Below are 13,201 nucleotides of genomic sequence, written 5' to 3' on the forward strand. Positions count from 1 at the left end.
ATGCCTTTTACCCCGATTTCCATACTTGTTATTGAGGATAATCCGGGTGATTTTGTGCTGGTTCAAACTTGCCTTTTCAACACCAGAATCAACGTAAAAAACCTTTTGCACGTTCAAACGCTGCAACAGGGAATCACAGAATTATCTTTAAATAAAATAGATCTTGTTCTTCTGGATCTGACATTGCCTGATAGTATTTCAACCAATTCATTTCAGGAAATAGAACGTGTTATTACAGGCATTCCGGTCATCATATTATCAGGATCTAAGAATGAGGATCAGGCGCTTGATATTGTTAAGCAAGGTGCACAGGATTATCTGATAAAAGATGAATTAAATCCCAGGATATTGGAGAAGAGTATCCTTTATTCCATTGAGAGAAAGAAGAACCTGACGGCATTACATCAATCTCAGGCACAATACCAATTATTGTTTTATAACAATCCTGTACCCATGTGGACTTATGATGTGGAGACATTAAAGTTTGAAATGGTTAATGATGCTGCTATTGAACATTACGGATACAGCCGCGAGGAGTTTTTGAACATGACTATTTTGGATATAAGGCCGGATGAAGATAAGCAGCGGGTAAATGAGTTTAACCTTGCTGTGCAGGTTAATGATCTAAAGCATGCCGGCGAGTGGAAACATTTGAAGAAAAACGGCGAAATTATACGGGTTAATATTACTTCACACCGCCTTAATTTTAATGGCAAAAAATTAAAATTGATAGTAGCATATGATGTTACTGATAAGGTAAAAGCAATTGAAGAACTGGAGAAAAGTGAACAGGTATTTCGTTCTTTAGTCGAATCTTTTCCGAACGGTATGATTACCCTTCTTGATGCCAAGTTTAATATTTTGTACACAAACGGCCTGGAATACAAAAAAATAGGTTTAAACCCTGCTGAATGTATTGGTCGTAAATTTCTTTGGCAAGAGTATTACAAAAACGATCAAAACAGAGTGTTATCAGAGCTTAAAAAGTGCTTACAGGGAGAGACCGCGTCTTTTGAAATTACCAGATTTGAAAAGACATACAGCAGTATTGCCGCACCTATTTTCTCAGAAAAAGGTATTGAGGAAAAAATAGTAGTGATAACCCAGGATATAACTTCTAAGTATAAAACTGAACAATACCTCAAGTTACTGGAATCTGCAATTGTCAATTCATCTAACGGTATCATGATTTGCTGCAAGCCGCAGGAAGAAGGCGATCTGGAAATTATCTTTGCCAATAGAGCTCAGCAGGCAATAAGCGGTTATAGTATAGGCGAAATAATAGGTAAAAGCCCGCAAATTTTTCAAGGGAAAGAGACAAACACTGATACTTTAAAACGTATTGAGAATGCGGTATTGGCCAAAAAAAATATTGCGGTGGAGTTACTCAATTATAAGAAAGACGGCACCCCTTACTGGGTATATTTATCCATTGTGCCAATATTTAATAATAAACAGAAATGTACTCACTTCATCAGTTTAAGTACAGATATAACAGATAGAAAACTTGCAGAAACAGCCATGCAGCAAGCCAATAAAGCCTTGACCGAAAAAAACAATCAGCTTTATGAAATTGCAATGATTAACTCGCATATTATCAGAAAGCCCGTAGCTAATATTTTAGGTGCGATGAGTTTAATTGATAAGTCGTTAATTAACGATTCAGAGATTGTAGAATTACTTGAAAAAATTGAGTTAAGTACATTGGAAATGGATAAGGTAATACGCGATATTGCAAAGAAAGCTGGTTAAGGCTTTGATTTGACTGGTAAATTTTAACTATCCTGTAGTCGTGAAAAAACCGTGAAAAATAATAAAGCCATTCAAGAATTATATTCCCAAATGGCTTTAAATCAAGTGATCTCATCAGGATTCGAACCTGAGACCTACTGCTTAGAAGGCAGTTGCTCTATCCAGCTGAGCTATGAGACCGTGCTTTTAGCGGTGCAAATATGCAAAAAATGTACGCTATTTAAAATTAAACCTGTAAATAATTGTTTGACAGTTAATTAAGTTGTGTTTGTGCGCTTACTTCTTTGATTCAATAATAATTAATGGCCAACTAATGTATGGCTGCTGGCCTGCAACTTTGTTAATTACCTGTAGATAATCTTTATCAAAATAGGAAGCTAATGTGAGTGTATAAATGCCGCTTTTGGGATTGAATGGCGTACCTGCCGCATAACCTTTCTCACCATTTTTAGCCCTGTCCTGGTCGAATTTTACATGGCTGTTGGTAAATTCGCCATGTTGTTTTTCGCCGGTCATGTAAGGCACCATAAAATCGACACATCTTTTTAACGAAGCGCCTTTTTCAGTGGTGTAAAAAAAATAGTCTTTACCGGTAGCTCTTTTAATGGCAATGGCCGTAGTTAAAAGTGGTTCAAGATCATAAGTATGATAATGAAAAGCATCGCGTTCAACAAAATCCCAGGTTGTACCATCGGCATTTAAGTTTACGGCTAATTGTTTCTCTAATTGCTCTTTAATAATTGCATCATACTTTTGGGTATGCAGGGTATAGGCAATCAGTGTTATAATTTTGATGCGGTGCGAGTTCCAGTTGTTGATTGCCGTGCCTCTGTTACCAATAGCCGACTTACTATCCACCTCGGCTTGTGCAGTAGCATCAAACCAGGCATCAATAACAGTACGGTTTGCAGTATTGATATCATTACGGATCAAATCATAAGCAGTAATGGCGTCTTCAAGCTTGGTATCGTTAATAGGGTCGCCGGTAGAATGATTGGTTTTAGCCCATGCTAAAAGGTAATCTGTTGCTTTAACCAGGTATGCTTTATTATTTAAAAGGCGGTAACAAATGGCCAGAGCATACATCTTCTGAAAATCGCGTATGGCTTTGGCGGTCGCAATTTTTTGCGGATTACCTTCCAAGAGGCCCTGGGACCGTATCTCATCAATAGGCGAAGGTTGCTGGTCTAACGCCGCTTTTGCCGAATCCAGTAATGGTTTAAAAGCCGTTTTATAAGTATTGGGCTTTGTCTCATCAATATCCAGCCGCATTTTAAGCGCCGCTATTTCCTTGTTATTCAGGCTTACAATTTGTGCCTTGGTAGCAAAGTACATCGCAAGTAACCCTGTTATTAATATTAATTTTCTCATTTAAAGATCAAATGCCCTTTTAATGCCAAGCTCTAATCCGCGCAGTTCGGCCAGCCCGCGCAGGCGGCCAATGGCTGAGTATCCCGGATTGGTTTTCTTGTGCAGATCGTCCAGCATTTTGTGCCCATGATCCGGCCTGAAAGGCATTTTTAAATCTTTTCTTCCTGCTTCACGGCGTTTCTTTTGTTCTTCGAGCAATGCTTTCACTACAGCATACATGTCCACATCCCCGTAAAGATGGTCTGCCTCGTAAAAATTACCCTCCTCGTCACGTTTAGTAGCACGCAGGTGAATAAAGTGGATGCGTTCGCCCAGGCGTTCAGCCATTCCCGGCAGATCATTTTCTGCTATTACCCCGAAAGAACCTGTACAGAATGTAAGCCCGTTGTTGCGGCTATCAACGGCATTGTAAATATCAACAATGTCTTGCTCGTTACTTACTACTCTTGGTAAGCCCAAAATACGGTAGGGAGGATCATCAGGGTGAATGCACATCAGTACACCTGCCTGCTCCGCTGCCGGTACAACCTGCTGTAAAAAATAAGCAAGGTTAACTTTCAATTCTTTTGCACCTATCTGGCCGTATGATTGAAGTACTTTTAAAAATTCTTCAAGGGTATATCCTTCTTCTGATCCGGGCAGGCCGGCAATAATGTTTTTTACCAGTAGTTTGCGTGCTTCATCCGGTAAATTATCGTTGTAAGCTTTCGCCTTGGTTACCAAACTTTGCGGATAGTCTTTTTCAGCATCCGGGCGTTTTAAAATAAAAATGTCGAAAGCTGCAAAGGCCGTCATGTCAAAGCGAAGGGCTGTTGAACCGTCAGGCATTGGGTAATCCAGATCGGTGCGCGTCCAGTCGAGCACCGGCATAAAGTTATAGCACACAATGCCTATACCGCATTGCCCCAGGTTTTTCAGCGATTGCTTATAGTTTTCGATGTATTCAGCATAATTGCCTGTGCGTTTCTTAATATCTTCATGTACGGGTACGCTTTCTACCACTGACCATGTTAAGCCGGCTTCTTCAATAATAGCCTTACGTTTAAGTATTTCATCAACAGGCCAAACCTGCCCGTTGGGTATGTGGTGTAATGCTGTAACTATACCGGTAGCCCCGGCTTGTTTAACATCGTTTAATGACACCGGATCATTAGGCCCGTACCAGCGCCATGTTTGCTCTAAACTCATCTTCTTTTAATTCTTTAACTTGCCGGAAACGTTAATTACCGGTTTATGCTCTTTTATACGTTTTTGGCGCAACAGCGCTTCTAAATAATAGTAGTCGGCGTAAATAATAGGCACGTCTATTTCGCTGTTTTCCGGTTTGTGGCCCGTGCTATGCAGCAATAAAAAGCCATGTGTGCCGCCTGGTTGCGCCTGGTAGCTGCTGTGCAGGCTGTTTAATATTTTATCGGCTGTTGTTTTATAAAGGTTACTGTTGGCGCTGTAAGTGCTTAGTTCATAAAATGCAGAAGCCATTACCGCGGCAGCAGATGCATCGCGGGGCTCGTGGTCTGGTATGCCCGGTGCATTGTAATCCCAATAAGGCACCAGGTCTTTAGGCAGGGTAGGATTATTTAAAATAAATTTTGCAATGTTCTCCGCCTGTTTCAGATACCGTTTATCATGTGTTTCGCGGTAGCACATGGTATAACCATATAGTCCCCATGCTTGTCCGCGTGCCCAGGCAGAACCATCGGCATAACCTTGTGCAGTTTGTTTATGTAAAACATTCCCGGTTTGCGGATCATAGTCAATCACATGGAATGAGCTATAATCCGGGCGGAAATGATTTTTCATGGTTGTGTTAGCATGCGTAACCGCTATTTTATAAAAAGTAGAATCGCCTGTAAGCTTGGTCGCCTCGAAAAGCAATTCAAGGTTCATCATGTTATCAATTATCACCGGGTATTTCCATTGCGATGAATGGTCCCATGAACGGATGCAGCCAACGGTAGGATTAAACCGCGTAATCAAGGTCTTAGCCGAAGTGATTACCACTTCTTTATCATGTGCGTTGTGTGTTAGGCGATAGCCGTTGCCTAAGCTGTTGTAAAGTTTAAAGCCAACGTCGTGCGTATTGCCATGTGTTTTCTCCGGTTCTTCAATAGCATCAAACTTTTGCGCCTCTGTTTTCCATTTGGCATCGCCGGTATATTCATACAAAAACCAAAGATTACCTGCAAAAAAGCCGCTGCACCAATCGTCAGGATTTACCAAAACCAGGTTGCCTTTAGTATCAATGGATCGTGGCGAAAATACATCGGGCTTGGTAGCTGCAGCCTTAGCTTTTGCAGTTTCCTGTAATAGAAGGTCGGTTTGGTGCTGTGCAAATTTCATGGCATCGCCGGTTACATTTTGTGCCGATAAACTTCGCGACAGGCCACTTAACAATAATATAGGAACTAATAATTTAGATCTCATCTGGATAATTTCGTATGTAAAGTTTTAGTTAGCTACGTGAATTTTGATCACCAGTTTTTTAACGGTGTCAAAGCCATCCACCTTGATGTTTGGGCGATGCACATCCTGCGGAAAGAACAAATAAAAGGTGCCTGGTTCAGCAATGTAGTATTTGCCTTTTGCTGTATAGTTGGCTGCGTCTTTTGCCGGGTCGTAAAAGTTGGTAACTACTGCCCGATTTATAGGCACTACACCAATTTTTTCTTTTCCTTTGATAACGTATTGCAGGTCGATATAATTTCTGTGCGACTCCCAGTTAGCTTTATCCATTTCTTTTGATGGGCCTTCCGTAACACTGGCATAAGCTTTATCACCATCAATAGGATATTTTCCGGGGACAAGTTTTTCAAGATCGGTATCGCGCAGATAAGTAAACACCTTTTGCCATAAAGCCGGGTCGGCGTGATATTGCTTATAAAATTCAACTGCATTTACAGACGGGTCTACATTAAGCTTACTGCCGTTTTGCCATTCTTTGCTTTTAACCCATTGCTTTGCAGCTTTTTCAGTTACGTCCGGTTGTTCTGTTTGTGAATAGGCCAGGTTATTAATTGTAAAAACGGTGAGTGCAATTAAAATTATCCGGTTTATAGATCTTATTTCCATATTAAAATTAGGCACGGTGAAATATTGTTGTAAGATAACGTAGGTTCGGCAGTTATCAAACAGATAAAATCACCTCAATATTACGAGCTATTCAAATTACTTGTCGCTGCATGTAAGTATATTTCTACGCAAACGTTATCGAAGAAATAAAAGAGCAATTGTTTCTGAATAAACGATGATAATTGTAGAATTGCTACACCGTTATAAAAGTATCATACCTTAAATTAAATATCTTGAAAGTATTACATAGCGTACATCCGGCCGATTTTAAATCTTACCAGACAGAGCAGATCCGCGAACGCTTTCTAATAGATGGATTAGCACAGGCTAACCAGGTCAATTGTGTTTATACCCATTACGACAGAATGATTGTAGGTTTGGCTCAACCTGTTAACCAGGAGCTGCAACTGCCTACCTATCCTAATCTGCGTTCAGGTTATTTTTTGGAAAGACGTGAACTGGGTATCATTAATGTGGCAGGTGACGGTGAAGTTGTAGCGGACGGACAAACCTATGAGCTGAAAAAATTGGACTGCCTTTACATAGGTAAAGGAACTAAAAGTGTAACCTTTAAAGCAAAGGATGTACAAAACCCTCCTGTATTCTATCTGCTGTCCACCCCAGCTCACATGACTTATCCAACCGCTTTAATGACAATTGATAAGGCGGCAAAGGTAAACGCAGGTGATGATGCTACTGCCAACAGGCGTACCATAAATAAGTATATTCATTTAGAAGGTATCCGCAGTTGCCAGTTGGTAATGGGATTAACCATTTTACATGGCGGCAGTGTCTGGAACACGATGCCTGCACACGTGCACGACCGCCGTATGGAAGCATATTTTTATTTTGATGTACCCGAAGGTCAGCGTGTTTTCCATTACATGGGGGAGGGAAACGAAACACGCCATATCGTAATGCGTAATTACGACGCCGTAGTTTCACCACCGTGGAGCATTCACTCGGGCGTTGGTACCGCAGCTTATAGCTTTATATGGGGTATGGGCGGCGAGAACCTGGACTATACCGACATGGATGCCATTACAATAACAGATCTTAAATAATTGAAATAATAATCTCGTGGAAAATAAATTCTCATTAGCAGGTAAAGTAATTATTGTTACCGGTGGCACAGGTATTTTAGGCAATTCATTTGTAAACGGAATTGTTGAAGCTGGTGGTACGGTTGGTATTTTGGGCCGAAACAAACAGGTCGCCGAAGAACGCGCCGAAGCTATTAATGCTAATGGCGGAAAAGCCATAGCCCTTATTGCTGACGTATTAAATGAAGCTGAACTGGTTGCCGCTAAAGAAAAAGTATTGGCAGCTTATGGCCGTATAGACGGGCTTGTAAATGCAGCAGGCGGAAACATGCCGCAAGGTGTTTTACAACCCGAAGAGGATGTTTTTAAAATGAACCTTGATGGCATGCGCCAGGTACTTGATCTTAACCTGTGGGGTACCTTACTGCCTACGCAGGTTTTTGGTGAAGCCATTGTGAAAACTGCTGATAAAGGCAGTATCGTAAATATATCATCAATGAACTCAAAACGTGCAGTAACAAAAGTATTGGGTTACAATATGGGTAAGGCTGCTGTTGATTGTTATAACCAGTGGTTTGCTGTTGAGTTGGCCAACCGTTATGGTGATAAGATCAGGATGAATGCTTTGGCACCGGGTTTCTTTTTAACCGAGCAAAACCGTAACCTGCTGACTAAGCCTGAAGGCGGTTATACCCCACGCGGAGAATCGGTGATCAGGCAAACGCCATTTAAACGTTTCGGTCATCCGGATGAATTAATAGGTGCAATTGTTTGGTTACTGAGCGATGCATCTCAATTTGTTACAGGCGCAATGATTACCGTTGACGGTGGTTTTTCTATATTTAGCGGAGTATAAGCAAATTATCAATGATAGGATTGCAAGTTGCAGATGCAGGATCCGTATTAACCTTTGGAGAGTTACTGTTACGCATTACTCCGGATGCCGATGGCCAATGGATTAAAGAAAACCAGTTGCCATTTTTTATCGGCGGTGCCGAACTGAATGTCGCACAGGCTTTGGGCTTATGGGGCATCGACACCAAGTATTTTACGGCAATGCCCGATAACGGCATGACGGATCAATTACTGGCTCATCTTAACGAAAAGCATGTCGACACTTCGGTAGTTCATAAAGGCGGCAACAGGCTGGGAATTTTCTACCTTACCAAAGGCCGTGATATGAAAAACGATGCGCTGATCTATGACAGGGCAGGTTCGGCATTTGCAGAACTTAAACCCGGCGATATAGATTGGGATAAAGTGCTTGATGGTATCCGATGGTTTCATTTCAGCGCAATTTGCCCTGCACTTACGCAACAAACAGCCGATTTGTGCGAGGAAGTGTTGCAGGCAGCATCAGCAAAGGGAATTACGATATCCGTTGATTTAAATTACAGGGCTAAACTCTGGAAGTATGGTAAATCCCCGGATGAAGTAATGCCGATTTTGGCAAAATATTGCGACCTGGTTATGGGTAATATATGGGCTGCAAAAGCCATGCTTGGCATTCCTGTAATACCTGAAATGCACGAATCTGGTCAGAAAAGTATCTATCTGAAGGCAGCACAAAATACGTCTGAAGAAATTATGCGACAGTTTCCGAAATGTAAGGCAGTTGCTAATACCTTCAGGTTTGATGGCGGCGGCGATATTACCTATTATGCGGCATTGTACACAGATGGCCATTTATACCATTCGTCAGAATATTGCTCAGATGCGATTATTGACAAGGTTGGCAGCGGCGATTGTTTCATGGCCGGACTGATCTATGGCTATTGCCATCAATGGCAGCCTGCCGAAGTGTTGAAGTTTGCAACTGCTGCTGCATTTACCAAATTATTTATACCGAGCGATGCTACAACTGCAACAGTTGAGCAGGTTAAAAACGCCATAAAGCATGAAAACTAAGCAAGAGATTATAGACGGTATCATATCACAGGGCATGCTGCCTTTGTTTTTTCATAAAAGCAAAGAAGTGACCCTTGATGTTACGCGCACTTTATATAAAGCCGGTATCCGCATTATTGAATATACCAACAGGGGTGAGGCTGCGCTTGAAAACTTTAAGGCCTTAAAGCATTTGCAAAAAACCGAACTGCCGGATCTGTTATTGGGAATAGGTACGATTAAAACACCTGCCGATGCCAATAGCTTTATTGAAGCCGGTGCTGATTTCATTATTGCGCCAATTGTAAACCCCGAAGTAGCCGAAATTGCAAAAAAACATAACCTGGTTTGGATACCAGGTTGTATGACACCGACCGAAATTTACACCGCGCAGCATTTTGGCGCATCGCTGATTAAGATATTTCCGGCAAATATTTTAGGGCCTGCTTTTGTATCGTCGATAAAGGAGTTGTTTCCGGGGCAGTTATTTATGCCTACAGGCGGCGTTGAGTTAACAGCAGACAATATATCATCATGGTTTCGTGCCGGAGTTTGTGCAGTTGGGATGGGAAGCAAACTGATCACAAAAAAAGCAATGGAAAACCAGGAATATGATCAATTATACAATGATACTTTAAAAGCGATAGATTTAGTACAGACCAGCAGGTAAACCAATAACCTTTAAAAAACCTACTTTATGTTAGAAAAGCCAAAAACAAACTACCGTTGGGTAGTTGTAGCGCTGCTGTTTTTTGCAACTACTATAAACTACCTCGACAGGCAGGTGATTGGCTTGCTTAAACCTACGCTTGAGAAGCAATTTCATTGGACTGAAACTGACTACAGTGATATTGTGATGGCTTTTAGCGCAGCTTATGCCATAGGTTTATTATTATTCGGCAATTTTATAGATAAGATAGGTACTAAGATTGGCTACACCATTTCACTGATCATTTGGGGATTTGCTGCCATAATGCACGCCGCGGTAAACAGTACCCTTGGCTTTGGCGCAGTTAGGGCGGTATTAGGGATTGGCGAGGCCGGAAACTTTCCTGCGGCAATTAAATCTGTTGCCGAATGGTTCCCAAAGAAACAACGCGCGTTAGCAGCCGGTATATTCAATTCGGGAGCTAATATTGGCGCTGTTGTAGCGCCTATTATGGTGCCGTGGATATTGGGTATTTATGGCTGGAAAATGGCTTTCATTATTACCGGTGCCGTTGGTTTTATCTGGCTGATATTTTGGTTGTTGTTTTATGAAGTGCCGTCTAAGCATAAGAAGATAAACGCCGAGGAATACGAATACATCCATAGTGATAAAGAAGAAACCGAAGTTGTACCTGACGGCGTTAAGGTAAAATGGATAAAGCTTTTCAGTCTGCCTCAAACCTGGACTTTCATAGCAGGTAAACTACTGTGCGACCCTGTTTGGTATTTCTTCCTGTTCTGGCTGCCATCCTATTTTTCAAGCACTTTTAACCTCGATCTTAAAAAGCCAAGCTTACCGCTGGTAATTGTGTATACGGCTACTACTATAGGCAGTATAGGTGGCGGTTATTTATCATCATATTTTATTAGCAGGGGTTGGCCGGTATACAAGGCGCGTAAAACCGCTATGTTTATATTCGCACTTTGTGTTATCCCAATCACAGCTGCACGTTTTGCAACAGATATATGGCAGGCTGTTGCACTAATAAGTTTAGCCGCTGCGGCGCACCAGGCATGGAGTGCAAACATGCTTACCACTGCATCAGATATGTTCCCTAAGCGTGCAGTAAGCTCGGTTGTTGGTATAGGTGGCATGGCTGGTTCGGTTGGTGGTATAGTTTTCCCTTTATTTATCGGCTTTGTGTTAGATGCGGCCAAAAAAGCCGGTAACATTACAACCGGTTATAATATTATCTTTATTATTTGTGGTTGTGCATACATGGTAGCGTGGATCATTATGCATTTGCTCACCCCGAAAATGACCACCGCTAAGGTATAATCGTGATAGCATACAGATAAAATTTATATATTGGCAATTGCTTTCGTTTTTGAGGAGTGGGAAAGCATGCAAGCCAATTATGAATTTTAATGCGATTACGATAAGGGATATTGCTAAGGAGCTAAAGTTATCGGTGTCAACCGTGTCAAAAGCTTTGCGCGATAGCCACGAGATAAGTGCGAAAACAAAGAAACTCGTTTTAGAATACGCTCAATCAAATAATTATAAACCTAATCCTATAGCGCAAAGCTTAAAACAAGGCCGCAGCAAGTCTATCGGTATTGTGGTTTCAACAATCGAAAACCAGTTTTTTTCGCAGGTTATCAATGGTATCGAGTCTGTAGCTTATCAGCATGGCTACAATGTGATTATTACTCAAACGCATGAATCTTACGACCTGGAACTAAAGAACGTAGGCCACCTTACGCAGCGGTCTATTGATGGTTTGCTGATTTCACTTTCAACAGAAACCAAAGATGTTGAGCACCTGAAAGAACTGCATCAAAAAGGCTTACCTATTGTATTTTTCGACAGGGTAAGCAACGAGATAAATACCCATAAAGTAATTGCCGATAATTTTAAAGGCGGCTATGATGCTACCCGGCATTTGATAGATTCGGGCTACCGTAAAATAGCGCATATCACCAGTCCGCCAAATATTTCCATTACCCGTGAGCGTTATGCAGGCTATCGGCAGGCTCTGGAAGAGGCTGGCATTACCATTCCCGACGAGTACATCAAGCATTGTGCCCACGGCGGCCGCGACCTTGACGAAATTGAGAATGCACTAAATGAATTACTTGCACTGGAGGACAAACCAAAGGCAATTTTCACCACATCAGACAGGATTACCACCAACACACTTTATCTGCTCACTAAGTTAAAAGTTAAGATACCACAGGAAATAGCCTTGGTTGGTTATACTAATACAACGCTTGCAGATGTGCTTAATCCGCCGTTAAGTACCGTTTATCAGCCTGGTTTTGATATTGGTAAAAATGCTACGGAGATGCTGTTAAACTTAATCAACAGCAAACATCCGGTTACCGAATTTGAAACCCTTGTGTTGCCTACCGAACTATTTGTACGCAAATCATCAACTAAAAATTAGGTCGCAAAGTATGCCTAAACCGAAAACGATTTCGTAAATAAATGTCCTGCAAGCTGCCAAAGCGGTGGTTATTCGTCTAATTTTGAGGTAATGCAGTTGTTAGAACTGCAACAATTTTAAGCCCGAAGAATATGTCGTACCGAAGAATTACAAATAATATATCTGCCGTTTTATTGCTGCTTATATGCAGCGTTAAAGGCTATACGCAAAAAGTTACGCTCGACTATTACTTTAACCATGAAGTGCATCAGGTAAACGGTACTGCACAACGCTTCCATTACCTGTGGGATGAAACAGCCAATAGTGGTTTTTCTATCTGGGGTGATATTTTTAAAACACATGGGGCAATTCTGGATACCCTTACCCAGGCACCTACTTTAAAAAATCTGCAAGGTACAGATGTATATATCATTGTTGATCCTGATACTAAAAAAGAGAACCCGAATCCAAACTACATCACTGATAAAGACGCCGGCCAGATTGCCCAATGGGTAAAAGCTGGTGGTGTGCTGGTTTTAATGGCCAATGATAGTGCAAACGTAGAGCTGCGGCATTTTAATATGCTGGCAGGCCGCTTTGGCCTGCATTTTAATACGGATTTGCAAAACCATGTTGTAGATGATGCTCATTTTAGCGATGGTGCAATAGAGATCGACAACAATCCCATATTTAAAACTACACACAAAGTCTTTTTAAAAGATGTTTGCAGTATTGGCATCCCTGCTAAAGCTATCCCTGTTTTAAAAAGCGCAACTGGCGCAGTAATAGCAGCAACGGTTAAGTATGGCAAAGGGATAGTTTTTGCCGTTGGCGATCCGTGGCTGTATAACGAATATGTAAATGGCCGGCTGCCCGCAGGCTACGAGAATGATAAGGCAGCAGCCGACCTTACCAAATGGCTTTTAGCACAGGTAAAGCATAAATAATCGGCATCTGCTGATAAAGCTTAATTTAATTAACGCCAACAAATGGCATCAGAGT

At 41.5% G+C, this 13,201-nt stretch carries 12 protein-coding genes and 1 tRNA gene; 8 read left to right on the forward strand and 5 right to left on the reverse strand.

Translation table 11 applies throughout. From position 1 onward, the window contains the following. Positions 1–1,752, forward strand: a complete 1,752-nt coding sequence (locus tag PQ461_RS06630) for a hybrid sensor histidine kinase/response regulator (RefSeq protein ID WP_274302615.1) — start codon at positions 1–3, stop codon at positions 1,750–1,752. Positions 1,753–1,858: 106 nt separating this feature from the next. Here the strand turns inward: PQ461_RS06630 and PQ461_RS06635 are convergent. The 5 genes from PQ461_RS06635 to PQ461_RS06655 all read right to left on the reverse strand — a co-directional run bounded on the left by PQ461_RS06635 (position 1,859) and on the right by PQ461_RS06655 (position 6,192). Then, positions 1,859–1,932: transfer RNA gene (locus PQ461_RS06635), tRNA-Arg, on the reverse strand. A gap of 96 nt (positions 1,933–2,028) precedes the next feature. After that, a complete protein-coding gene (locus PQ461_RS06640; RefSeq protein WP_274302617.1) occupies positions 2,029–3,123 on the reverse strand; it encodes an alginate lyase family protein in 1,095 nt (364 codons plus the stop codon). Next, the gene (gene uxuA / locus PQ461_RS06645; protein WP_274302618.1) at positions 3,124–4,311 is read right to left on the reverse strand and encodes a mannonate dehydratase; all 1,188 of its coding nucleotides are present in this window, start codon (positions 4,309–4,311) and stop codon (positions 3,124–3,126) included. A 6-nt stretch (positions 4,312–4,317) separates the two neighbouring features. Beyond that, entirely contained in the window at positions 4,318–5,547 is a 1,230-nt protein-coding gene (locus tag PQ461_RS06650) for a glycoside hydrolase family 88 protein (protein ID WP_274302619.1), read from the reverse strand. A gap of 24 nt (positions 5,548–5,571) precedes the next feature. After that, positions 5,572–6,192: a NanQ anomerase/TabA/YiaL family protein gene (locus PQ461_RS06655; RefSeq protein ID WP_274302620.1), complete on the reverse strand. Its 621-nt coding sequence runs from the start codon at positions 6,190–6,192 to the stop codon at positions 5,572–5,574. Between the two features lie 233 nt (positions 6,193–6,425). On the opposite strand from PQ461_RS06655, the gene kduI reads away from it, so the two are divergent. The 7 genes from kduI to PQ461_RS06690 all read left to right on the forward strand — a co-directional run bounded on the left by kduI (position 6,426) and on the right by PQ461_RS06690 (position 13,146). Then, positions 6,426–7,256 carry a 5-dehydro-4-deoxy-D-glucuronate isomerase gene (kduI, locus tag PQ461_RS06660; RefSeq protein WP_274302621.1) on the forward strand — a complete coding sequence of 277 codons (831 nt, stop codon included), beginning with the start codon at positions 6,426–6,428 and terminating at the stop codon, positions 7,254–7,256. Between the two features lie 16 nt (positions 7,257–7,272). Further along, entirely contained in the window at positions 7,273–8,091 is an 819-nt protein-coding gene (locus PQ461_RS06665; RefSeq protein WP_274302623.1) for an SDR family oxidoreductase, read from the forward strand. An 11-nt stretch (positions 8,092–8,102) separates the two neighbouring features. Next, a complete protein-coding gene (locus PQ461_RS06670; protein ID WP_274302624.1) occupies positions 8,103–9,143 on the forward strand; it encodes a sugar kinase in 1,041 nt (346 codons plus the stop codon). Continuing rightward, on the forward strand, positions 9,133–9,792 hold the full coding sequence (locus tag PQ461_RS06675; RefSeq protein WP_274302626.1) for a bifunctional 4-hydroxy-2-oxoglutarate aldolase/2-dehydro-3-deoxy-phosphogluconate aldolase: 660 nt from the start codon (positions 9,133–9,135) through the stop codon (positions 9,790–9,792). The genes PQ461_RS06670 and PQ461_RS06675 overlap by 11 nt, the downstream gene beginning before the upstream one ends. A 27-nt stretch (positions 9,793–9,819) precedes the next feature. Next, entirely contained in the window at positions 9,820–11,109 is a 1,290-nt protein-coding gene (locus tag PQ461_RS06680; RefSeq protein ID WP_274302628.1) for an MFS transporter, read from the forward strand. A 79-nt stretch (positions 11,110–11,188) separates the two neighbouring features. Next, positions 11,189–12,220: a LacI family DNA-binding transcriptional regulator gene (locus PQ461_RS06685; RefSeq protein WP_274302629.1), complete on the forward strand. Its 1,032-nt coding sequence runs from the start codon at positions 11,189–11,191 to the stop codon at positions 12,218–12,220. A 131-nt stretch (positions 12,221–12,351) separates the two neighbouring features. Then, complete coding sequence (locus PQ461_RS06690; protein WP_274302630.1) at positions 12,352–13,146, forward strand: DUF4350 domain-containing protein; 795 nt, start codon at positions 12,352–12,354, stop codon at positions 13,144–13,146. Positions 13,147–13,201 lie beyond the last annotated feature (55 nt).

The organism is Mucilaginibacter sp. KACC 22063 (assembly GCF_028736115.1).
Taxonomy (GTDB): domain Bacteria; phylum Bacteroidota; class Bacteroidia; order Sphingobacteriales; family Sphingobacteriaceae; genus Mucilaginibacter.

Excerpts from the sequence above, each read along its gene's own strand:
- PQ461_RS06640 (WP_274302617.1), bottom strand. The coding sequence starts at position 3,123 with ATGAGAAAATTAATATTAATAACAGGGTTACTTGCGATGTACTTTGCT.
- PQ461_RS06670 (WP_274302624.1), top strand. The coding sequence starts at position 8,103 with ATGATAGGATTGCAAGTTGCAGATGCAGGATCCGTATTAACCTTTGGA.
- PQ461_RS06655 (WP_274302620.1), bottom strand. The coding sequence starts at position 6,192 with ATGGAAATAAGATCTATAAACCGGATAATTTTAATTGCACTCACCGTT.
- PQ461_RS06680 (WP_274302628.1), top strand. The coding sequence starts at position 9,820 with ATGTTAGAAAAGCCAAAAACAAACTACCGTTGGGTAGTTGTAGCGCTG.
- PQ461_RS06690 (WP_274302630.1), top strand. The coding sequence starts at position 12,352 with ATGTCGTACCGAAGAATTACAAATAATATATCTGCCGTTTTATTGCTG.
- PQ461_RS06685 (WP_274302629.1), top strand. The coding sequence starts at position 11,189 with ATGAATTTTAATGCGATTACGATAAGGGATATTGCTAAGGAGCTAAAG.
- PQ461_RS06675 (WP_274302626.1), top strand. The coding sequence starts at position 9,133 with ATGAAAACTAAGCAAGAGATTATAGACGGTATCATATCACAGGGCATG.
- uxuA (WP_274302618.1), bottom strand. The coding sequence starts at position 4,311 with ATGAGTTTAGAGCAAACATGGCGCTGGTACGGGCCTAATGATCCGGTG.
- PQ461_RS06630 (WP_274302615.1), top strand. The coding sequence starts at position 1 with ATGCCTTTTACCCCGATTTCCATACTTGTTATTGAGGATAATCCGGGT.
- PQ461_RS06650 (WP_274302619.1), bottom strand. The coding sequence starts at position 5,547 with ATGAGATCTAAATTATTAGTTCCTATATTATTGTTAAGTGGCCTGTCG.